General features: G+C 64.9%; 19 protein-coding genes. 11 read left to right on the top strand and 8 right to left on the bottom strand.

What is annotated here, in order from left to right:
- Positions 1-4: 4 nt before the first annotated feature.
- Positions 5-2,080 (top strand): putative bifunctional diguanylate cyclase/phosphodiesterase, encoded by a 2,076-nt coding sequence (locus BLR66_RS06315; RefSeq protein ID WP_093284443.1) that lies wholly within the window; start codon positions 5-7, stop codon positions 2,078-2,080.
- Between the two features lie 101 nt (positions 2,081-2,181).
- Here BLR66_RS06315 and BLR66_RS06310 read toward each other — a convergent pair whose 3' ends face one another.
- Together BLR66_RS06310 and BLR66_RS06305 are read right to left on the bottom strand one after the other, a co-directional pair.
- The gene (locus tag BLR66_RS06310) at positions 2,182-2,838 is read right to left on the bottom strand and encodes an exopolysaccharide biosynthesis protein (protein ID WP_093281506.1); all 657 of its coding nucleotides are present in this window, start codon (positions 2,836-2,838) and stop codon (positions 2,182-2,184) included.
- Entirely contained in the window at positions 2,819-4,132 is a 1,314-nt protein-coding gene (locus BLR66_RS06305; RefSeq protein ID WP_093281501.1) for a hemolysin family protein, read from the bottom strand. The genes BLR66_RS06310 and BLR66_RS06305 overlap by 20 nt, the downstream gene beginning before the upstream one ends.
- 268 nt (positions 4,133-4,400) lie before the next feature.
- Here BLR66_RS06305 and BLR66_RS06300 point away from each other — a divergent pair, with 268 nt between their 5' ends.
- Together BLR66_RS06300 and BLR66_RS06295 are read left to right on the top strand one after the other, a co-directional pair.
- Positions 4,401-5,027 carry a DUF47 domain-containing protein gene (locus BLR66_RS06300; protein ID WP_093281496.1) on the top strand — a complete coding sequence of 209 codons (627 nt, stop codon included), beginning with the start codon at positions 4,401-4,403 and terminating at the stop codon, positions 5,025-5,027.
- A gap of 11 nt (positions 5,028-5,038) precedes the next feature.
- Complete coding sequence (locus BLR66_RS06295; RefSeq protein ID WP_093281489.1) at positions 5,039-6,160, top strand: inorganic phosphate transporter; 1,122 nt, start codon at positions 5,039-5,041, stop codon at positions 6,158-6,160.
- Between the two features lie 36 nt (positions 6,161-6,196).
- Here the strand turns inward: BLR66_RS06295 and BLR66_RS06290 are convergent, their stop codons facing one another.
- Positions 6,197-6,607 (bottom strand): type III secretion system chaperone family protein, encoded by a 411-nt coding sequence (locus tag BLR66_RS06290; RefSeq protein WP_093281480.1) that lies wholly within the window; start codon positions 6,605-6,607, stop codon positions 6,197-6,199.
- A 40-nt stretch (positions 6,608-6,647) separates the two neighbouring features.
- Here BLR66_RS06290 and BLR66_RS06285 point away from each other — a divergent pair, with 40 nt between their 5' ends.
- Entirely contained in the window at positions 6,648-6,983 is a 336-nt protein-coding gene (locus BLR66_RS06285) for an MGMT family protein (RefSeq protein ID WP_093281477.1), read from the top strand.
- A 146-nt stretch (positions 6,984-7,129) separates the two neighbouring features.
- Here BLR66_RS06285 and BLR66_RS06280 read toward each other — a convergent pair whose 3' ends face one another.
- Positions 7,130-7,744, bottom strand: a complete 615-nt coding sequence (locus BLR66_RS06280) for a 2OG-Fe(II) oxygenase (RefSeq protein ID WP_176943779.1) — start codon at positions 7,742-7,744, stop codon at positions 7,130-7,132.
- A gap of 37 nt (positions 7,745-7,781) precedes the next feature.
- Here BLR66_RS06280 and BLR66_RS06275 point away from each other — a divergent pair, with 37 nt between their 5' ends.
- From BLR66_RS06275 to BLR66_RS06255, 6 genes are all read left to right on the top strand, one after another.
- A complete protein-coding gene (locus tag BLR66_RS06275; RefSeq protein WP_093281470.1) occupies positions 7,782-8,444 on the top strand; it encodes a rhomboid family intramembrane serine protease in 663 nt (220 codons plus the stop codon).
- A gap of 150 nt (positions 8,445-8,594) precedes the next feature.
- Positions 8,595-9,431, top strand: a complete 837-nt coding sequence (locus tag BLR66_RS06270; RefSeq protein WP_093281466.1) for a helix-turn-helix transcriptional regulator — start codon at positions 8,595-8,597, stop codon at positions 9,429-9,431.
- A gap of 129 nt (positions 9,432-9,560) precedes the next feature.
- Positions 9,561-9,698, top strand: a complete 138-nt coding sequence (locus BLR66_RS19165; RefSeq protein WP_176943778.1) for a hypothetical protein — start codon at positions 9,561-9,563, stop codon at positions 9,696-9,698.
- Positions 9,698-10,606 carry an alpha/beta fold hydrolase gene (locus BLR66_RS06265; protein WP_093281462.1) on the top strand — a complete coding sequence of 303 codons (909 nt, stop codon included), beginning with the start codon at positions 9,698-9,700 and terminating at the stop codon, positions 10,604-10,606. The genes BLR66_RS19165 and BLR66_RS06265 overlap by 1 nt, the downstream gene beginning before the upstream one ends.
- A 2-nt stretch (positions 10,607-10,608) precedes the next feature.
- Complete coding sequence (locus BLR66_RS06260; protein ID WP_093281458.1) at positions 10,609-11,613, top strand: alpha/beta fold hydrolase; 1,005 nt, start codon at positions 10,609-10,611, stop codon at positions 11,611-11,613.
- On the top strand, positions 11,610-12,626 hold the full coding sequence (locus BLR66_RS06255; RefSeq protein WP_093281455.1) for a saccharopine dehydrogenase family protein: 1,017 nt from the start codon (positions 11,610-11,612) through the stop codon (positions 12,624-12,626). Before BLR66_RS06260 ends, BLR66_RS06255 begins: the two co-directional genes overlap by 4 nt.
- 69 nt (positions 12,627-12,695) lie before the next feature.
- Here the strand turns inward: BLR66_RS06255 and BLR66_RS06250 are convergent, their stop codons facing one another.
- The gene (locus tag BLR66_RS06250) at positions 12,696-14,717 is read right to left on the bottom strand and encodes a M13 family metallopeptidase (protein WP_093281452.1); all 2,022 of its coding nucleotides are present in this window, start codon (positions 14,715-14,717) and stop codon (positions 12,696-12,698) included.
- A 128-nt stretch (positions 14,718-14,845) separates the two neighbouring features.
- Positions 14,846-16,930, bottom strand: a complete 2,085-nt coding sequence (locus BLR66_RS06245) for a M13 family metallopeptidase (protein WP_093284439.1) — start codon at positions 16,928-16,930, stop codon at positions 14,846-14,848.
- A 220-nt stretch (positions 16,931-17,150) separates the two neighbouring features.
- On the opposite strand from BLR66_RS06245, the gene BLR66_RS06240 reads away from it, so the two are divergent.
- Positions 17,151-18,524, top strand: a complete 1,374-nt coding sequence (locus BLR66_RS06240) for an MBL fold metallo-hydrolase (protein WP_093281448.1) — start codon at positions 17,151-17,153, stop codon at positions 18,522-18,524.
- 14 nt (positions 18,525-18,538) lie between these two features.
- On the opposite strand, the gene BLR66_RS06235 is transcribed toward BLR66_RS06240, so the two are convergent.
- Positions 18,539-20,218, bottom strand: a complete 1,680-nt coding sequence (locus tag BLR66_RS06235) for a CHASE2 domain-containing protein (RefSeq protein ID WP_093281443.1) — start codon at positions 20,216-20,218, stop codon at positions 18,539-18,541.
- Positions 20,215-21,915 carry a FecR domain-containing protein gene (locus tag BLR66_RS06230; protein ID WP_143014569.1) on the bottom strand — a complete coding sequence of 567 codons (1,701 nt, stop codon included), beginning with the start codon at positions 21,913-21,915 and terminating at the stop codon, positions 20,215-20,217. The genes BLR66_RS06235 and BLR66_RS06230 overlap by 4 nt, the downstream gene beginning before the upstream one ends.
- Positions 21,916-21,978 lie beyond the last annotated feature (63 nt).

Here is a 21,978-nt window from a genome sequence, read left to right as displayed (position 1 = left end):
GGCCATGGGCATCACCCTGGCGGTGGTGTTCGCATTGATCGCGGTGCTGCTGCAGCGGCAGGCGATGATGCAGCGGGAAGTGGACGTGCTAGGTCGCGAAGCCATGCAGAGCATGGCCGCCGACGCGCTCAACCGCCGCGGCGAAGCCATGGTGGAGCAATTGGCCGATTCCTTGACCAACCCGCTGTATTTTTCCGACCTGGATGCTATCGGCACCACGGTGCGCGCGGCTGCCCGCCAGCCCGATGTGGCTTATGTGCTGGTGTACGACGCGCGCGGCAACATCGTCCACGACGGCTCCTACGATATCTCCGCCTACGGGCAGCCGATGACCGATCCACTGGCCCATGCGGCGGTTTCTTCCGATCGCCTGCTGACCCAATGGTCGCGGCAGGTGGTGGATGTGTCCGAAGGCATCAGCATCGGCAATGAGCGCCTGGGAGGCGTGCGGGTGGGCTATTCGCTGGCCGAAATACGCGCCAGCGAAGAACGCGCGGCCAACAATCTCAACAGCCGCCTGGTCGAGTTGGGCCGCCGGCATATGGGTTGGATCGTATTGCTGCTGGCGGCGTTGGCCGCGGTCTGCGTGGGGATCGCCTGGTATGCGCAGCGCACGCTGGTCAAACCGATCAGGCAGCTGGCCGAAGCCGCGCACGCCATCGGCGTGGGCAACTACGATGCGGAACGGTTGTCCAGCGATCGCAAGGACGAGGTCGGCGAGCTGGTGCGCGCTTTCAGCAGCATGAACGACAGCATCGCCCGCCACGACCGCGATGTGCGCCGCATGGCCTATACCGATGCGTTGACCGGGCTGACCAACCGTCTCGCATTCCGGGAAAGCCTGGACCATCGCCTGATGATGTTGCGCGGCGCCGGCCGCCAGCTGGCGTTGCTGTTCGCCGATATCGACGACTTCAAGCGCGTCAACGACACCCTGGGGCACGAAGCGGGAGACGATGTGCTGGTGCAATTCGCCAACCGCATCCGCGACGCGGTGGAACGCATGGGCGGCGACGATTCGCTGCTGGCGCGCTTCGGCGGCGACGAATTCGTGATCCTGATCCAGAACGGCGACGTGCGTGCTTCGGCCACGCAGTTGGCAGAGGCGCTGGTGAAAGAACTCGGACAGCCGTTGGTGGTGGAAGGCCGGCAGGTTTTCCTGGGCACGTCCATCGGCATCACTCTGTTCCCCGAAGATGCTTCCGGCGCCACTTCGCTGATGAAGAACGGCGACATCGCCATGTACCAGGCCAAGGTCGCCGGCAAGAACTGCTACCGCTTCTACAGCCGGGCCATGGATCAGGCGGTGGAGCGCCGCGTGCACATGGAGCAGGAGCTGCGGGGCGCGTGGGAGCGCGGCGAACTGAGCTTGGTCTATCAGCCGATCTACCGTTTGATGGACCACCGCATCGTCGGCGCCGAGGCGCTGCTGCGCTGGCAGCATCCGGAGATGGGAGCGGTCGCCCCTTCGGTCTTCATCGATGTGGCCGAGCAAAGCGGGTTGATCGAAACCATCGGTCCGCGCGTGCTGCGCGCCGCCTGCGCCGCCGCTGCGCATTGGAACGCGCATAGCGATTCGGAGGAGGCACCGTTCGTGGCGGTCAACGTCTCTCCGCGGCAGCTGCGCAGCGGCGATCTGCCGGAGGAGGTCGCCTCATCCCTGCGCGATACCGGCCTGCCGGCCTCGCGCCTGCACCTGGAATTGACCGAAACCGCAGTGATCGGCGACGAGGCCCATGCCAGCGCCTTGCTGGCGAAGCTGCACCGCACCGGGGTGAAGGTGTGGCTGGACGATTTCGGCACCGGTTTCTCCGGGCTCAGCCACCTGCGCCGCGTACCGGTGGACGGGGTGAAGATCGATCGCAGCTTCATCGCCGACATGCAGCGCGATCCCGACGATCTGGCGCTGACCACGGCCATCATCGCCATGGCGCATTCGCTGGGCATCACGGTGGTGGCCGAAGGGGTGGAGAAGGAAGCGCAGTTCGACATCCTGCGCGACCGCGGTTGCGATCTGGCGCAGGGTTACTGGCTGGGCCATCCGATGAGCGCCGCCGAGTTCGCGCATCTCCTGATCTGACGTAGGTCGGGGCTACGTCCCCGACCCTCGGCACAACGAAGCGAAGACGGATCCGCATATGGCAAGCATTGCGAGTGTCGGGGACGTAGCCCCGACCTACGTCAGAACCAACCGTCGACCAGGGTGATCAGCATCTGCACCAGATTGCCGGACACGAAACCGAATATCACCACCGCGATGGCCCCGGCCAGCCAGGCGACCAGCATCAAGGCGCCGTCGCGTTCCAGCAACGCGAACACGAATAGCAACAGCAGCACGCCGAACACGTAGTTGGTGAAGGGAATCGGTAAAGCCAGCAGCAGGCCCAGCAGCACCAGCAGCAGGCCGGTGAAAGCGCTGGCGATCGGGTGGTCCAACACGCTTTCCATGCGCGGACGCACCACTTTTTCCAGCCAGCCCAGCCAGCGCGCCATCCTGTCGCGGAAGCGCACCATCGAGCGCCGGTAGGGACCACGCCTGGCCAGGAAACCGGGAAGCCACGGCTTGCGCAGGCAGAACAGCAGCTGCGCGCCGATCAGCACGACCAATGGACCGCTGATGGCGCCGGCCACGCCGGGAATGGGGATGAAGGCGGGCAGCACCGCCACGAACAGCAGCATGCCGAAGGCGGTTTGCCGCAATCCCGAAAGAAGGTCGCCCAGCCTCAGGTGGTCGTCGGGATCGCCGGATGCGAATTCGTCCAGCACCGCACGCGTGCTGACATGCGCATTGTCGCCCGTTGCCGGCGCAGGGCCGGAATCAGGCGCTGGTTTGGTCATCGTCTTGTTCCGGCAGCTTCTGCACCAGCAGCTTGTCGATGCGCGCGCCGTCCAGATCCACGACTTCGATGCGCCAGCCGGCCCAATCCAGATATTCGCCGACGTGCGGGATGCGCCCGAACTGTTCGATCACCAGGCCGGCGATGGTGTTGTAGTCGGCCTCGTCGCCATCGGGCAGCGCCACGCCGCCCAGCAGCTCGCGCAAATCGTCGTTGGGCAGCGAGCCGTCGACCAGCAGCGAGCCGTCGCTGCGGGTGACCACCAGCGCGTCTTCGTCGCTGTTCTCCGAGGCCTGCAGGCGGCCGACCACCGCGCCCATCAGGTCGCTCAGCGTGACCAGACCCTGGATCTCGCCGTATTCGTCCACTACCAGGGCCAGCGACTGCTGTTCTTCGCGCAGTATTTCCAGCAGCTTCATCGCGTGGGTGGATTCGGATACGAACAGCGGTTCGCGCAGGTTCTGGAAGATTTCCGGAGAACGCTCAGCGAAACGGTCGAGCAGCGTTTTCACTTCCAGGATCCCGACCACGTCCTGGTCGTTGCCGCGGTACACCGGGAAGCGCGAGAACTGCGACTGGCGCATGGTGTCGATATTGCTGTCGTAGGAAGCGGCCTGGTCCAGCCACACGATCTTCTTGCGCGGCGTCATCAGGCTGTCGGCGGTACGGTCGCCCAGGCGCAACACGCGATTGACCATGTTGCGCTCGTCCACGTCGATCACGCCCTGGGCGTGGCCTTCGCTGACCAGCAGGCGGATTTCTTCTTCGCTGACCGCGTTGCGGTCGCCGTCGCGGATGCCGAGCATGCGCAATACCAGACGGTTGATGGCACCCAGCACGAACACGACGGGTCGGGCGATGCGCGACAGCCAATCCAGCGGGATGGCCACTACCGCGGCGATGGCCTCGGCATTGGTCAAAGCCAGGCGCTTGGGAATCAGTTCGCCGAAGATGACCGAGCTGGCGGTGATCAGGGTCACGGCCGTGCCGATGCCGATCGGGGCCGCATACTCGTGGGCATTGGGCCACATTCCGACCAGCCAGCTGGCGATGATCGCGCCGATGGCGTCGCCGCCGAAAACGCCGGCCAGCACGCCGATGCCGGTAATGCCTATCTGCACCGTCGACAACAGGTTGTCGGGATGCTCGGCCAAGGCCAGAGCCACCCGCGCACCGCGGCTTTCCTGCGCCATCTGCTTGAGACGCAGTTTGCGCGAGGTCATCAGCGCCATCTCCGACAGGGCGAAGAAGGCGTTGAGGATGATCAGGGCGACGACGATCAGCAGTTCAAGCACGCGGGCGGTCCTCGCCTGGGCTGGCTTGTGCGGGGCCGCCCAAGGCCGGGATACGGCCTGCGCGAATGGGGGAGGTAGGGTCGTCTTCCATAAAGTGCGCCTGGGCGCGGGGCGGATTCTAGCAAACCCGCCCAGGTGGCTGCGGTAATGGGTCTTCACCGGGTTGCATCGCACCGTTCCGGTGCTGCCGGACCGCCACAGACGGTCATGAAACGGTCATAATTCGCGCCGGTTGCCGTCCCTCCCGTGACGGCGGGGTGCGCTACCGATGTTTTCGCTGCAGACCATTTTCGGCTCCGGCCAGCAGTTCTATACCCTGCTGGACGACTCGGCGCAGGCCGCCTACGACAGTACCAAGGCCCTGCACAGCATGATGAAGACTGCCGACCGGCAGCCGGCGCTGGACGCCTTCAAGCTGGCCCGCCAGCGCGAGCGCGCGGCTTCGGACAAGATCGGCAAGGCGCTGGTGGACAGCTTCATCACCCCGATCGAGCGCGAGGACATCGAAGCGCTGGGGTCGGCGCTGTACAAGATTCCCAAGCAGGTCGAGAAATTCGCCGACCGCTATTCCCTGGCGACCAAGCACCTGGAAGGCATCGATTTCGCGCCGCGCGCGGCGATGCTGGAGCAGGCCGCCTCGGTGGTGGTGGAAATGGTCCATGACCTGCAGAAGATGAACATCGACCGCATGACCGCGCTCAACGAGAAACTGCGCGCGCTGGAGAACGAGGCCGACCGGCTGATGCTGGAGCTGTACCGCGACATCTATTCGGGCCGTCTGGACAACCTGCAGATGTTCCTGCTGAAAGAGTTCTTCGAGATCCTGGAGAAGGCCATCGACCGCTGCCGGGAAGCCGGCGTGGCGGCGTACCAGATCGTGCTGAAGAACAGCTAGGACCGCGCCCGATGCTGACCCTGGTCCTGGTCGTGATCCTGACTGCGCTCGTCTTCGAGTTCATCAACGGCTTCCACGACACCGCCAACTCCATCGCCACGGTGGTGGCCACCAAGGTGCTGACGCCGGGCCAGGCCATCATCCTGGCCGCCAGCACCAATCTCATCGGCGCGTTCATGGGCACCGCGGTCGCCAAGACCATCGCCTCGGGTCTGGTCGACACCGATGTGGTCCACGTGACCTCGCAGGTGCTCATCTGCACGCTGCTCGGCGCGATCATCTGGAACCTGATCACCTGGTGGCGCGGATTGCCGTCTTCTTCTTCGCACGCGCTGATAGGCGGACTGTGCGGCGCCGCACTGGCCGCTTCGCAGAACAATTGGGCCGCGCTCATCTGGTCCAAGGCGGGCGATGGTGACTGGAGCAGCAACAAGGGTCTGCTGTGGAAAGTGGTGTTCCCCATGGTCACCTCGCCGCTGGCTGGATTCCTGCTAGGCGTGGCCATCATCTCCCTGCTGTATCTGATCGTTGCGGGAATGATGAAAGCGGGCGGCCCGCTTGCGCGCATGGCCAAACCCCGCTGGGTCAACGCTTTTTTCGGCAAGGCGCAGTTGGTATCGGCCGCCTACATGGGTTTCGCCCACGGCCGCCAGGACGCGCAGAAGACGATGGGCATCATCGCGCTGTCGATCTTCGGCGCCCAGGCTTCCGGCATCCTGGACGACCTGCCTACGTGGCTGGCGTTCCTGCATCCGGACGGGGGCAAGGACGACATCGATAGCTGGGTGATCGCTACCTGCGCCCTGGTCATGGCCGCGGGCACCGCCGCCGGCGGCTGGCGCATCATCAAGACGCTGGGCCACAAGATGGTCAAGCTGCAGACCATCGACGGTTTCGCGGCCGAGACCGCCTCGGCGACGATCCTGGTCACGGCCGCGCACTTCGGCATGCCGGTCTCCACTACGCACAGCATTTCGACCGCCATCATGGGCGTGGGTTTCGCCAAGAACCCGCGCAAGCTCAAGCTCGGCGTGATCGAGCGCATCGTATGGGCCTGGATACTCACCATTCCGGCGGCCGGCGGCATCGCCTATGGCTTGTTCAAGCTGGTCGAGTCGGTGGGCTGGGCCTGACAGTTTTCCCTTCTCCCTTTGGGAGAAGGAAAATCTCTACAGCAAATCGCCTTCCGCCGACAGCGCGCGTTCCATGCTGTCGCCCAGGCCGCCGATCTCCAGCACCATGCGGTCCACTTCGGCGGGGCTGAGGCCTTCGTAGGGGCGGTTCTCGCACAGTTGCAGATAGGGCACGCCGTCCAGATCGCCGATGGCCAGGTAACCCACGCTGCTCTGCCAGTTGAAACCCAGTGCGCGCCGCGCATCCACGCCGGTGATCGGCGCGATCACGGTGCTGACGCGCAGGTAGCCGCGCTCGTCGTCGTTGCCCAGTTCCGAAACGAAGATCGCCTGGTGGCGGTTGCCGTTGTCCAGCGACAGCTCCACGCAGGCCACGTACGGCTCGTGCATGGTGACCTTGTAGCCGGACTTGGTCAGATGGCTGCGGATCTGCTCGAAATTCTGCATGTCGTGCTCCTTTGCATCGCGGCGGCTATGCTAAAGCCTCATGGCCGACAAGTCTCCCGTCGAACGCATCCTCGCCGCCATCCGCGCGATTCCGCGCGGGCAGGTGGCCGGCTATGGCGAGGTCGCGCATCGCGCCGGATTGCCGGGTCGGGCGCGTCTTGCCGCGAAGGTGCTCAGCGAGAACACGGACCCGAAGCTTCCCTGGCACCGCGTATTGCGGTCGGATGGACGGATCGCATTGCCGGAAGGTTCGCAAGGGTACCGGGAACAATGCCAGCGCCTTCGTGCCGAAGGCGTGATGGTGGTCAAGGGACGCGTGCGCGGGCTCAAGGCGGCGCGCACGATGGACGAGCAGGTGTGGGGTCCGCCCGGCTGACAGGAAACCCCTTCGAAGCGTTCGTGGTGAGCCTGTCGAACCGCACTCTTGGTGGAATACTTCCGAGCCCCGCTCCTGAATTTCAATGCAAAAGGCGTGGTTCGACAGGCTCACCACGAACGGGTTTTTTCCCTGACAAATCATCGTTATCCGGCGCGTTTGCGTAGCCACGCCGCCACGCTCAAGCGTTCGCGGGTCGCAGGCAGTACTTCGTGCTCGATGCCGCTCAGGAAGGCCACGCTGGTGCCCGCATGCGGCAATACGTCGATGGTTCCCTGCGGCAGGTACAAACGAAGCGCGCCGCCGTGCTCGGGCAGCCAGTCGTCGTTGAGATAGCTGACCATCGACAACACCCGCGTATCGCTGTCCTGGAACTGGTCGCTATGGCGATGGTAGGAAGCGCCGGCCGGATAGCAGGCGAATTGCGCTTCCTCTTCTTCCATGCCCAGAAACAGACGCCGGTTCATCGCCACGCGCAAGCTGCGCAGCGCAGAGAGATAAGCCGTGGCCGCAGCGCCCGAGTCGGCGTCCATCCATCGCGTGTCGTCCCCACGGATGGCGATGCGCAGTTGGTGGCTGCGGCCGTGCCCCACTTCCGCTGCGCGCAGATTGCCGTCCGCCTGGAGCAACCTCAACGCGCTGCGCAGGGCCAAGGTGGCCGATGCGTTGGGAAACCCCAACAGCAGGCAAGCGCCGTGTTGGTCCAGGCCCTCGGCGAGCGCGGCCGGGTCGCGCAGGACCGCCGCGGGCAGGGAAGGCATGCCGGTATGATACGCGCCAGGCACTCCGAGAAACGTCATGTTCCCCAGAATTCCCCCGGTTACGCAGGCGCTGATCATCGCCAACGTCGTGGTATTCCTGTTGCAGCAGTTTTTGGGCGATCAAGCTCTGGCTTCGATGATGCTGTGGCCGATAGGCCCCAATGGCCTGGATCTTTTCTCGGCCGCTTACGAATTCAAACCCTGGCAGTTGCTGACCTATGGCTTCATGCATGGCGGGTTTCCGCATCTGCTTTTCAACATGCTGGCGCTGTACATGTTCGGCGCGCCGCTGGAATACACCTGGGGCAACCGGCGTTTCCTGACCTATTTCCTGGTGTGCGTCGCCGGAGCAGGCGTGCTGCAGCTGATAGTGGGCTGGTGGACGGTTTCTCAGGGCGGCGTTCCGTATCCCACGGTCGGCGCATCGGGCGGGGTATTCGGCGTGCTGTTGGCCTATGGCATGTTGTTCCCCAACCAGCGTGTCATGCTGCTGTTCCCGCCGATTCCCATGAAGGCGCGCACCCTGGTGATCGTGTACGGCGCCATCGAACTGATGTTGGGGTTCACCGGATGGCAGCCTGGGGTGGCGCACTTCGCGCACCTGGGCGGCATGCTGTTCGGCTGGCTGCTGATCCGCTATTGGCGCGGGCAGCCGCCGTTCAATAAACGCCGGCCTCCGGGGCCGCGGATCGTGCGCTGATCGGAACCGTAGGGTGGGTATTGCCCGCCTTACAGGTGATCTGTGCCGCTAGCCATAGGCGTTGAAGCGGCACGGGCCCGCCGTCCAGACAATCCATTCGCGTATCCGGTAGGCTAACGACGTCGCTACTGGACTGCGTCGTGCACCCCCATGCCCGATTTCGAGATCAATGGCCTGCTCGACACCGGCATCGTCGCGGTGAAGGACGTGCATTGTTCGGGCGTCTGCCGCCATCGCAGCGCGGAGGAATGCGCTGCCGCGACCCATCTGGTGTTCCCGTACCGCGGCGTCTACATGCGTCATGTCGGCAGCGACCAATCGGTGGCCGATGCCAACCATGTGCTGTTCTTCAACGCCACCGAGGGCTATCAGGTCAGCCATCCGGTGACCGGCGGCGACGACAGTCTGGTGCTGGCGGTGTCGCAGCCGCTGCTGCGCGAACTTGCGCCGGCCACATTGGCCGCCAAGGACGACGAATTCAAGTTCCGCGGGCAATCGCTGCGCATCGATCCACGTGCGCAGGCGCTGGTCGCTTTGCTGCGGCACAGCCTGAGCAAGGGCAGCATCGAACCGTTGGAAGCCGAGAGCCTGGCGCTGACCCTGGTCTGCCGCAGCCTGGGGCCGCGCACGACGCGCTCCACCGGAGCAACGCACGCGCGGCAACGCTTGGTCGACAGGGCCAAGGTGCTGCTGGCGAGCGACCTGACCCGGCGCTGGAGCCTTGCCGAAATCGCCGCCGAGATCGGCGGCTCCGCGGTTTACCTGACCCAGGCTTTCCAGCAGGTCGAGGGCGTGCCGCTGTACCGCTACCACCTGCGTTTGCGCCTGGCGCGCGCGCTGGACCGGGTCATGGATTACCAGGATATGTCGGCCCTGGCCCAGGACCTGGGTTTTTCCAGCCACAGCCACTTCGCCGCCGCGTTCAAGCAGGCCTACGGCCGCTCGCCGACCGAGTTCAAACACGCGGCCTCCACCAAGAGCGCCTAGGCGCCCCGTTGGCCGACGGATCGGCGAATCCGCTGTCGCCGGCAAACAGCTAAAGATTTCGACAGCCCGCTTTGCGCCCCGGTGGTCTCCTACGCATGCCCGATTGGCGGGCGTGCATTGGAGAGTGTCATGAGCGAGAAAACCTGCGCCGCTTGCGATTGCGAGCTGGACGAGAATGCCATCACCGTCACCATCGGCGGCCGCGCCGTCGAGGTGTGCTGCGAGGAGTGCGCCGAGAAGCTGCGCGACGCCGGGGCGCGGGCGTGATGGACGGCAAGAGTTATTTCAAGGCGCGCAAGTCGGCCGTCACGCCCTCCGGACGCATCAGTTACGTCGAACAGGGCAGTGGTCCGGTGGCCCTGTTCGTACATGGCGTGTTGCTCAATGGATACCTGTGGCGCCAGCAACTGGCGGAACTGAGCGACGTGCGCCGCTGCATCGCGCCGGACCTGCTTGCACACGGACATACGCAGATCGATGCCGGCCAGGACGTCTCGGTGACGGCGAATGCGCACATGCTGGCGCAGTTCCTGGATGCGCTGGGCATCGACCAGGTCGATCTGGTCGGCAACGACAGCGGCGGCGGCATCTGCCAGATCTTCGCGGCCCTGTATCCGTCGCGCCTGCGCAGCCTGGTGCTGAGCAATTGCGATGCCCACGACAACTGGCCGCCCGATGCCTTCAAGCCGTTCGTGGAGATGGTGGCGGCGGGCGGACTGGCGGACACGCTCAAGGCGATGCTCGACGACAAGGCGGTGTACCGCTCCGAACAGGCGCTCGGCCCGGCTTACGAACATCCGGAGAGAGTATCGGACGACACCATCGAAACCTATCTGCGGCCATTCCTGGCCTCGCCGCAACGGACGCGCGATCTGGAGCGTTTCGTCAACGCATTCGATTGCCGTCATACGCTCGCTATCGAAGACAAGCTGCGGCAGGTACGGGCGCCGACCTTCATCGCCTGGGGCACCGACGACATCTACTTTCCCGTGGAGTGGTCGCACTGGTTGGCCCAAGCCATTCCCGGGACCAAATGGCGCGTGGAATTCGAGGGTGCGCGCATCTTCTTTCCCGAAGAACGCTGGCGGGATTTCAATCGCGACGTGCGTGCGCACTGGGACGCGAATCCGGCATCGCAGACGGACCTGCGCGAACCACTGGCAAGGGAAGCTTGAACATGGACCGCAGAAGCTTCCTCGCCGCATCCGCGGGAGTGGCCGTCTCGGGCATGCTGGCTGGATGCGCCTCGCGAATGGCCAGTGAGGTCGCGCCGGGAGGCGCCGCATTGGACGCGGCCGCTTTCCATCGCGCGCGACGCTATGCGGCGACCCGGTTCGGGAACATCGCTTATGTCGAACGCAGCTCCGGGCCGGCCGCCTTGTTTCTGCACGGATTTCCGCTCAACGGTTTCCAATGGCGCGGAGCTCTGGATCGCCTGTCGCCGTACCGGCGTTGCATCGCGCCGGATTTCCTCGGTATGGGCTATACGCAGGTAGCCGAGGGTCAGAGTTGCGTGCCCGAAGCCCAGGTCGAGATGTTGCTGGCCTTGCTGGATGCGTTGTCGGTGTCCAGTGTCGATGTGGTCGCCAACGACAGCGGCGGCGCGGTTGCGCAACTGTTGGCGGCGCGGCACCGCGACCGCGTGCGCACGCTCTTGCTGACCAACTGCGACACCGAATACGACAGCCCGCCGCCGGCGCTGTTGCCGGTGATCGAGTTGGCCAAGGAAGGCAAATTCGTGAGCGAATGGCTAGGCCGGTGGCATGCCGACAGAGCGCTGGCGCGTTCGTCCGAGGGCATTGGCGGAATGTGTTATGCCGACCCCACGCAGCCCACCGATGAGGCGATCGATACCTATTTCGGACCGCTGCTCAGCACACAGCAGCGTACCGACAATGCGCATGCCTATGCTGTCGCGCTGGAGGGCAACGCGCTGGCCGGCATCGGTCCGGACCTCAGGCGCTGCAAGGTGCCGACGCGGATCGTCTGGGGCATGGGCGACACGATTTTCTCGGCGGAAAGTCCCAGGCGGCTCGACCATGACTTCGGCCATTCGCGCGGAGTGAGGTTGCTCAAAGGCAGCAAACTATTTTGGCCGGAAGAACGTCCGGACGTGATTGCCGAGGAAGCACGGCAGCTATGGAACGCCTGGGTGCCCACTAACGGAAGAGGTTCGCGATGAGCACTGATCGTACTGTCGTGGTGTACGGCGCATATGGGCATACCGGACGTTTCGTCGTGGCGGAGTTGCTTGAGCGCGGCTGGATTCCGGTCCTGTCCGGCCGCGATGCAGGCAAGCTGGCCGCTCTGGGCGACGCGTTTCCCGGTCTGGAAAGACGACTGGCATCGGTCGAAGATCCGGCTTCGCTGGATCGAGCGCTCGCTGGCGCGATGGGAGTCATCAATTGCGCCGGACCCTTCCTGGACTCAGGGACGCCGATGATCGAAGCCGCGTTGCGTGCGCGCATCCACTATCTGGATGTGAGTGCAGAGCAACAGGCCGTTCTGGAGGTCTTCGAGCGCTTTTCCGGTGCGGCGAAGACAGCGGCAGTGACCGTCATTCCCGCAATGGCGTTCTACGGCGGTCTGGCCGATCTGCTGGCGACCGCTGCGCTGGGCGACTGGCCGGATGCGGAGGCCATAGAGACCGCGGTCGCATTGGACAGTTGGCATCCTACCGCCGGCACCCGTCTGACCGGCGCGCGCAACCATTATCGGCGCCTGGTGGTCGCCGGCGGAAAGCTGGAGCCGCTGGCCGATCCGCCGCCATCGAGGCAATGGACGTTCCCGGCGCCATTCGGTACGCAGGACATGATCGCGTTGCCGTTCTCCGAGATCGTCACTCTCTCGCGCCACGTGCGCAGCGCCGAAGTGCATTCGTACCTGAATCTCGCTCCGCTGAAAGATCTGCGCGATCCGCACACGCCGCCGCCAGCGCCTGCCGATGCGCATGGACGCTCGGCGCAGACCTTCGCGATCGAAACGAGAGTGCGCAGAGGCGGCCAGACGCGTCGCGCGCTGGCGCTCGGGCGCGATATTTATGCGATCACCGCGCCGCTGGTGGTGGAGGCGATACAGCGCATCGGCGATGGACGCGGCAAAGCCAACGGAGTCGTTGCGCCCGGTGAGGCCTTCGATGCGCGGGACTTCCTCGAATCGCTGCCGGCATTGCGTCTCGCATTTGCGGACGGATGACCGCTGTTCGCCGCCACACAAAAAAGGCGCGGATATCTGCGCCTTTTTCCTTGTGCGATTGACAATCCTTCAACGCCAGATCTTGATCTGCTCCGCTTCGCTACGGCGCATCGGCTGACCGGCTTTGCAGCTGAAGGTTTCGCCGAACGCCAGTTGGTTGACCAGCGGTCCGTTGCTGCGCCATTGGCCGGGCGCATGCACGTCGGTGGCAATGCGCTGCGCTGCTTCGGTAGGCGAAATGCGCTGCGCCCACAGTTCCGACCAGCTGCGGAACAGGGTCTGCTTGGCGCCCAGATTCGGCGCAAGCTGGGCGTCGGTGAACGCGTCCCAGGCCAGTTCCACGCCGGCCAGGTCGGCCAGATTCTCGTCCAGGGTCAGGGTGCCGTTGACCTTGCCGTTGGCCACGTCCGGATACGCATAGCCGTTGTATTGCGCCGCCACGCGTGCGCCGATCGCATTCCACGCGGTCACGTCGGCGGGCGTCCACCAGTCGCGCAGTTCGCCGCCGGCGTCGACCATGCGGCCGCGGATATCGAAGCCGCGGCTGAGTTCGTGCCCGACCAGCGCGCCGTAGGATCCGAACAGCGCCGAATCGCCGCGGTTCACATCGAAAACAGGAGGTTGCAGCACCGCCGCCGTCACGATCAGGCGATTCTGGGCCAGGTCGTAGGCCAGCGCCGGCTGCTGCGGCAGCACGTCCCAGCGGCGGTCGGCGTTGCCCTTGCCGATGCGCTTCATTTCTTCGCGGTGGCGCCAGGTGGAAGCGATGAGGATATTGCCGCCGAAACTGCCGCGGCCCATCGGCTGCACGCTGTAGTCCAGATCGCGGCGCGGGGTGCCGATCTCGATCTTCAATTTATCGATCTTGGATTTGGCCTCGGCTTTTGCCGATGCGCTCATCCATGCGTTGCGTTCGATGCCGCGGGCCAACGCGTCGCGCACGTTCTGGGCGATCGCTTCGGCCTTGCTCTTGCTGGCGGCGGGTAGATAGCGGCCGGCGTATTCGCGGCCCAGCATCGGACCGGCGGCGGTGTTGATGGCATCCAACACCTGCTGCCAGCGCGGCGCGGGCGCCGCCTCTCCCTTCAACACGCGGCCGCGGAATTCAAAGCTGGCGTCCCGGTAAGACTTGGCCAGGTAGGGCGCCATGGCGTTGCCGACCTGGAAGCGCAGGTAGGTCTTCCATTGGTCGGGTTTGAGCGTGCCGACCAGGGTGTTGAGTTCGGCGAACAATGCCGGGTTGACCATCGATACGGTGTCGTCGCTGACCCCCTGCGCCTTGAGGAAGGCATCCAGCTGCAGGTTGCGATAGCGCTTGCCCAGATCCTTGGTGGGCGTGGGCAGGTAGTTGGACAGCGGGTTGCGCAGTTCCTGCAGCGGTTTGGACACGCGCGCGATACGCGTTTCCAGGTCGATCACGGCATTGGCTTCGGCATCCAGCTTGTCGGCCTTGGTCCCGGTCAGGGCTAGGATCTGCTTCACGTAGTTCTTGTAGCGGCCCAGCAGTTCGCGGGTTTCCGCATCGCTGCGGGTGTAGTAGGCCGGGTCGGGCAGGCCCAGGCCGCCTTGCGAGAAATAGCCGATGTGGCGGTCCAATGCCTTCAGGTCCACATCCGGACTGAAGTTGAAGGCCACCGGGATGCCGATCTGGTGCAGTGCTGCAATGGCCGCGGGCACGTCCTTGGACTTCTTGATGCCGTTGATGCGGTCCAGCAGCGGGGCGATGGGTTTAGCGCCGTCGGCTTCCACGGCCGCCTCATCCAGGCCGCTGGCCCAGAAATCGCCCAGCAGCTTCTGCACATTGCCCTGCGGCGACTGCATCGAGGCATCCAGCAGCTGGCGCTGCTGCAGCTGGCTGCGTTCGATCAACTGTCCCAACGCGGTCAGCGAGGCGGTCCCTGCAGGCAGCGGATTGGCCTTGAGCCAGGCCGCATTCGCGCTGGCGTAGAAGTCGGTGCATTCGGCGCTCACGGCCGGCGCCCTGGGCGCTTTCTTCTTCTTGGCCGCCTGGGCTTCGTTGGCGCCGAGCGCCAGGATCAGGGCAAGGGCGAGCAGGGTGGGCTTGCTGAGGGCGTCGCGCAGTGGCTGCATCAGGGATTTCCGTGTCGGTGAATGCCGGGGATTCTAGCAAGCGCCGGCGCCGTGCCCATGAACAACCCCCGCAAAAACGAAGGCCCGGACTATGCCGGGCCTTCGGGTCTTGCGTGGAGCGGTGGTACTTACCAGATAACGACCTTCTGATCGTCCGCACGTACCATCGGGTCGCCGGCCTTGCACGAGAACGCAGCGGCGAACGCGGGCATGTTGGACGGGGCGCCGATGGCGCGGAAGTTGGCCGGCGCATGCGGGTCGGTCTTCAGGCGCACGGTCAGTTCTTCCGGGGTGAAGTTGCGGCGCCACACGGTGGCCCAGTTCAGGAAGAAGCGCTGATCGCGGGTCAGCCCGTCGGTTTTAGGATCCGGCGTGCCGTCGGTGGCCTTCTTCATCGCGTCGTAGGCCGTGGCGATGCCGCCCAGGTCGGCGATGTTCTCGCCCAGAGTCAGCTTGCCGTTGACCTTGGTGCCGCCAGCGTCGTAACCATTGAACTGGTTGACGAGTTTGTCGGTCAGGCCCGAAAAGCCCTTGGCGTCGGCGTCGGACCACCAGTTCTCGAAATTGCCGGTCGGCCCGAAACGCGCGCCCTGATCGTCGTAACCGTGGGTCATTTCGTGGCCGATCACCGCGCCGATGCCACCGTAGTTCATTTCATCGGTCGCGTTGGCGTCGAAGAACGGCGGCTGCAGGATGGCGGCGGGGAACACGATCTCGTTCTGCAGCGGGTTGTAGTAGGCGTTGACCGTTTGCGGGCTCATGCCCCATTCGGTTTTATCCACCGGCTTGCCGATCTTGCTCAAGTTCCATTTGTAGTTGAACTCGGTGGCGGCGATTACGTTGCCGATATAGCTGTCGCGATTGGTCGACAGGCCGGTCCATTCGCGCCATTTGTCGGGGTAGCCGATCTTGGGTGTGAAGGTTTCCCACTTGGCGATGGCCTTCTTCTTGGTTTCGTCGCTCATCCAGGTCAGGTTTTCGATGCGCGCCTTCAATGCGGTGCGCAGATTGGCCACCAGCGTCTCCATCTTGGCCTTGGATTCGGCGGGGAAGGCGACCTTGACATACATCTGGCCCAGCGCTTCGCCGGCCTGGCTTTCGATGGTGTCGAGCACGCGCTTCCAGCGTTGCTTGATTTCCTTCTGGCCGCGCAATGTCTTGGCGTAGAAATCGAAGTTCTCGTTGGCGAAGGCGTCGCTCAGGTACGGCGAGGCGCTGTCGATGGTGTGGAAGCGCAGGTAATTGCGCCACGTCGCCGGCGCGGTATCGCCTAGCATCTTGCTGACTTCCTGATGGAAAGCCGGAATGGCCAGCGAGAATTTCTCCTGCGGCGCCACGCCCTGCGATTCGAAGAATTTGCTCCAGGAGAAATTCGGGGTCAACTTGTCGGCATCGGCCAGGGTGACCGGGTTGTAGTACAGCGAGACGTCGCGCGACAGCTCTTCGCTGGACTTGGAGGCTTTGGCCAGACGCGTTTCGAATGCGATCACGGTCTTGGCCTGGGCCGCCGCATCGGCCGCGGGTATGCCGGACAACTCCAGCACCTTGGCGATGTGGCGCTCGTAAGCCTGCAGTTTGTCCTTGTTGCTGGCCGCGATGTAGTACTCCTTGTCCGGCAAGCCCAGGCCGCCTTGCGAGGCGTAGGCCATGTTGACCGCGGAGTTCTTGAAATCGGCTTCGGCGCCGAAGCCGAACAGGCCGTTCTGGCCCTTGGCTGCGTTGCTCTGGATGTAGGCGACGATCGCGTCCTTGTCGTTGAGGGCGTCGATGGCGGCCAACTCGCCCTTGATCGGATCGATGCCCTGGGCGTTGGCTTTGGCTTCGTCCATGCCGGTCGACCACAGGTCGCCGACGATCTTCTCCACACCGGTGGCGTTCTTGTCGGCGGCGGCTTGCTCAGCCAACTGGTGCTGCACGCCGGTGGAGCGCTCATCCAGCATCTCGAACGCGCCCCAACTGGTGCGGTCGCCCGGAATGGCGTTGGCGGCGAGCCATTTGCCGTTCACGTAGCCGCCAAAGTCGGCACAGGCATTCTTGGTGGTATCCAGGTCGCTGACCAGGAAACGGTTGACCGGTGGCAGCTTGGATTCGTCCAGCTTCAGCGCCACCGGTTCGGTGGTCGTGGCCGGGGTGGTGCCGGCGGCCGGGGTGGCGGCTTCTTCTTTCTTGCCGCAGGCGGCCAAGGCCACGCTCACGGCCAGGGACAACAACAGGATCTGGGGTTTACGAATCACAGACTACTCCGGCCCCGAGGGGCATAGATAAGGAAAAACCCCCTGCGTGGGGGCGTGCGCGGACTCTACGCCTGCCGCCGTCGCACTGAGGGTGTCGAAGGTCATGCAGCCGTCATAATTATTCCTTCACATCAAGGGTTTACCCAGTGCGTGCTAGGGTTCGGGCGGCACGAAAAGCGTGCCTGACCCGGAGCGGGCAATGCAGGTCGAATTCCATGGCGCCGCAGGCGAGGTCACCGGCTCCATGCATCTGGTGGTGGCCGCCGGCAAGCGCATCCTGCTGGACTGCGGAATGATGCAGGGCAGCCGCGAGGCCGAGGCGCGCAACGCGGATCCTTTTCCGTTCGAGCCGGCGCGGCTGGACGCGCTGGTGATCAGCCACGCGCATATCGACCATATCGGCCGCGTGCCGCTGCTGGTCAAGCGCGGTTTCGCAGGGCCGATCTTCATCCAGCAAGCCGGCGGCGAGCTGATGCCGGTGATGCTCCTGGATTCGGCGTCGCTGGCCGAATCCGATGCCGAACGCGCCAACCGCAAGCTGCGTCCCGGCGAGGCCGAAGTGGTGCCGTTGTATGCGCGCGCCGACGTGGAGCAGGCCATGCGCCAGGTGCAGGCGATGCCCTACGGCGCCCGCCGCGAGATCCTGCCGGGCGTTGAGATAACGTTCCGGGATGCGGGGCATATCCTGGGTTCTTCCATCACCGAACTGTGGGCGGACGGCAGGAAACTTGTGTTCTCCGGCGATCTTGGCCCGAACGGCACGCCGATCCTGCGCGATCCCGAGATCATCGGGCAGGCCGACATGGTGCTGATGGAATCCACTTACGGCGACCGCAACCATCGCGACCGACTGGATACCATCCATGAATTGGGCGAAATATTCGCCCAGGCCTGGCAAGAGGGCGGCAACGTGCTGATCCCCGCGTTCGCGGTGGGCCGCAGCCAGGAGCTGCTGTACTGGTTCGCCCGGCATTGGGAGGAATGGCAGCTATCGCGCTGGAAGATCTTCCTGGACAGTCCGATGGCGGCGAAAGTCGTTTCGGTCTACGACCGTCATTCCGATCTGTTCGACGCCGATGCGCAAGCGGTGTGGAAACAGAAGCTCAACCCGTTCCAACTGCCCAACCTGCACATCGCCGAAAGCGCGCAGGATTCGATGGCCATCAACGAGGTGCAAGGTGGTGCGATCGTCATCGCCGGTTCCGGCATGGCCAATGGCGGACGCATCCTCCACCATCTCAAGCACAATCTGGGCCGCGACAGTACGCATCTGGTATTCGTCGGCTACCAGGCCGAAGGCACGCTGGGAAGGCGTCTGGTCGACGGCGCCCAATGGGCGCGTATCCATGGCCGCGACTATCGGGTGCATGCCAAGCGGCACACCATCGGCGGACTGTCCGCGCATACCGACCAGCGCGGCCTGATGGCCTGGTACGGCGGCTTTACCGCGCATCCGCCCTTGGTGCTGGTGCATGGGGAAGACAAGGCGCGCGAGGCTTTGGCGGGCGAGATCGGCGAACGCGATGGTATCCAGGTGCGGTTGGCGCGGCCGGGCATGGTGTTGCCGGTCTAACGTTCGCTGATGCCTCAGCTCGGCGCGCAACCCCGTTCGCCGGTATGGCTGAAGCTGCGGTTGCGGCCGGCTTGCTTGGCCTGGTAGAGCGCGTTGTCGGCAAGCTCGAACACGTACGCCGCGGTTTCTTCTTCGCTCTGGGTGGTGTGGATGCCGATGCTGGCCGTGAACGGCGGCAAAGGCATATGGTTGCCGGTGCGCGAGGACAGGTTGGCCAGATCCACGTGGATGGTGGTCGCGATGGCGGCGGCGGCCTGCGGCGTGGTTTCGGGCAGCAGTACGGCGAACTCGTCGCCGCCCAACCGTGCCACCAGATCGCGTGGACGGCGCGCGCGGCCGCGCAGGATAGTGGACAGCGCGCGCAAGACTTCGTCGCCAGCGGGGTGGCCCAAGCCGTCGTTCAAGCGCTTGAAGTGGTCCACGTCCAACAACAGCAGCGAAAGCGGCTGGCCGGTGCGTCGCGATGAGCGCAGTTCCTGCTCGAGTTCTTCATTGAACTTGATGCGGTTGGCCAGACCGGTAAGCGGATCGGACTGGGCCTGCAACCGCGTCCGCCGCAGTGTGCGCAAAACCAGCAACACGGCGCCCAAGCCCAATACCGCCAGCGCGGGAACGGGTGGGTACCACGCATGCCCGAATCGCAGCAGCAGCCAGGACAGCAACGGTACGGCGAGCAACGCGACCAGCACCGGCCGCCAGGTCCGTTGCAGGCCGGGAAGCCCGAGCAGCAGCAGCGGCAGGATCACCATCAGGATCGACAGGCCGATCTGCCAGGTTATCGACAGTGGCACCACCGCATCGTCGCGTACCAGCATGTTCAGCGCGTTGGCCTGGTAGTCGACCCCCGACATGCGCGGTTGCGTGGCGTGCCAACCCGGCGCAGCCAGTTCATCGCCCATGCCTGCGGCCGTCACGCCCACCAGTATCCAGCGCCCGCGCAGCAGCGAGGTCGGCACGTTTCCTTTCAGTACGTCCACGTACGAGACGCTTTGGAAGCCGTCGGGTGGATCCGTGTACGGAATCAACACCTGGTAATCGCGCACCCAGCGGTGCGGCGACGCGTCCTGCAGATCGGCTACGCGCAGTCCCGGCAGTTCGGCTGTGGGGTTGGGCTGGTTTCCGATCTGGCTCAGGGCCAAGGCCAGCGAAGGCCAGTGCGGCGAGCCCAGACCGGCGCGCAGGAACATGCTGCGCGCCATGCCATCGCCGTCCAGCACCATGTCGACATGGCCCAGCGAAGCGGCAGCGGCGGCGAACTCCGGAATGGGCATGAGTTCCACCGAAGGGCCGTTGAGGTGTTCGGCTTCGGCGTATACCGGCAGCACCACCTTGCCGCTCCGGTTCAGCGCCTGCGCCAGCAGCGCGTCGCCTTCGGGGTCGAACAGGGCAGGTTCCGAAAGCAGGATATTCAGGGCCACGCCGCGTACGCCGGCATCGCCAAGGCGTTCCAGCAGTTCGGCGTGCGTGCGCCGCGACCATGGCCAGCGCCCGAGCTCGGTCAGGCTTTTTTCGTCGATCGCCACGATCACGATGCGGTCGTCGGCGGCGTGGGAAGAGGCTTGGGTCAACGTGTCGTATATCCACGCATCCGCACGCCAGGTCACCGCGAACAAATGCAGCAGGGTCACGAGCGAGGCCGCAGCCAGCGCGGTGAGCAGGCGCGATCTGCTTCGGATGGCGCGTGGCCCGTTCATAGCGCCAGCAGGATCCACAGCATGCCGCCCGCTGCGACGCCCTTGCAGATGCCGCACGGCACGTTCACGCGTTGCGCCGGCGGGAAGGGCGCCTCATAACCGTCGCTGCCGATGGCCTGCGCGCGCAGGTACCAGGTGCCTGCACGAAGTCTGGGCAGCGTGATCTGCGATTGGTCCACTACCTGGTCGATGCGCGCGTGCTTGAAGTCGGGCGAGCGCGACAGTTGGAAGCGATAGCGCTGACCCGGTTCCCCGGCGCGCCAGCGGAAGGTCACGCTGCGCGAGTCGCCGGTTTCGTCCTCGATTTCGCCCGCTTCCGGCAAAGGCTGCACGGTGAACGCGATGGAGTCGCTATACGGGCCTTGACGGCCGTTGCTGGCATCGCTGGCGATGCGCCAGTAGTAGCGGCCGGGCGCCAAGGCCTGCGGTGCGCGCGTGCGGGTGCTCTTTTCCTGGAAGGAAAGCGGGCGTTCGAAGCCGGCATTGTCGGCCAGCTCGAAACGGTAGCCCGCCGCGTCGGCGACGTCCGCCCAGTGGAACTCGGGCTGGACTTCGCGAACCAGACTGTCGGCGATGGGCGCGATCGCGAAAGGAGGTTCGGGCAGCGTTTCGGCGACGAAACGGGTAGTGGCGTCGTAGCCTTCCAGTCCCTGCGCGTCGATGGCACGCACGCGCAGGAAATACACCCCATCCTGCAGCAAGGGCAGGTTGGCCAGTGGGCCGGTGGTTTCCAGGTCCGCCAGCAGCGTATCGAACGTGGCCGTATTGCTGGCTTGCACGCGATAACGCCGCGCTTGCTCCAGCGCACGCCATTTCACTTCGGCGCGCGCGCCGTTCAACGTAGCGGGAACGCTTGAAAGGTCTGGCGCGGGCAACAACGGCACGGCCCGGATCGGCGTCGCCTGTCCGACGGCCACTACCGCGCCATAACCATGCCTTACCAGCGAATTGCGGGATCCCGCGCCGACCGCGACGCTGCCTTCGGTCACTTCGGTTTGGGTGCGCGATTCTTCCGCGTTCACCCGGAAGCGCGTACCGCGCACCGCCGAGGTGGCGTTGGGCGTGTCCACGATGAAGGCAGGGGAAGCGCCATTGCTGGGAGTCACGCTGTTGGTGATGCGGCCGCGTTGCAAGCGCAAGCGGGTATCGACCATGCCGCTCTTGCCGTACTGGCTGAGGCGGTCCAGGCGAAGTTCGCTTCCGCCTTGCAGCAGCAGGCGCGTGTGGTCGGCGAATTCAAGAGTCAACGTCGCGTCCCGCGCCGTGCGCAAGAGGGCGCCGACGCCCAACTGCATGCCTTCGGTCGCCGCAACGGCCTTGCCGTTTCCGATACCGTCGACCAGGGTCTGCCCGCGTACGGCGATCACCCGCGCCCGCGCCGGTTGCAGGTGCAACCAGGCAAGCGGAAAGCGCACGGTGGAGCCGGGGGGAAGCTGATAGGGGTTGGAGATGCCGTTGTGCGCCTGCAGCCGCTGCCAGGGGATGCCGGGCTTGAGGTACTCGCCCGCCAAGTCCCAGATCGTGTCGCCAGGGCGGATGCGGTAGCTCCAGTCTTCGGCCGAAGCCAGGGGACTGCACGCAAGCAACAGCAACAGCACGCAGCGTCCGCCCAGCAGGCCAGCACGGCGCCGCATGGAATAGCCGATATCGAAACTGACCCGCATGCCCATCATGTCGCCGATGCCCCACTTCCACAATTATAAGTGAACCAGTTGGCATTAAGTGGCCTGATCGCGTAGGAACCTGCGTTATGCGGGCCG

It is taken from the genome of Pseudoxanthomonas sp. CF125, assembly GCF_900104085.1.
Taxonomy (GTDB): Bacteria; Pseudomonadota; Gammaproteobacteria; order Xanthomonadales; family Xanthomonadaceae; genus Pseudoxanthomonas_A.
The sequence above is the reverse complement of the archived record's forward strand: the minus strand, read 5'-3'. Positions and strand labels throughout refer to the sequence as shown.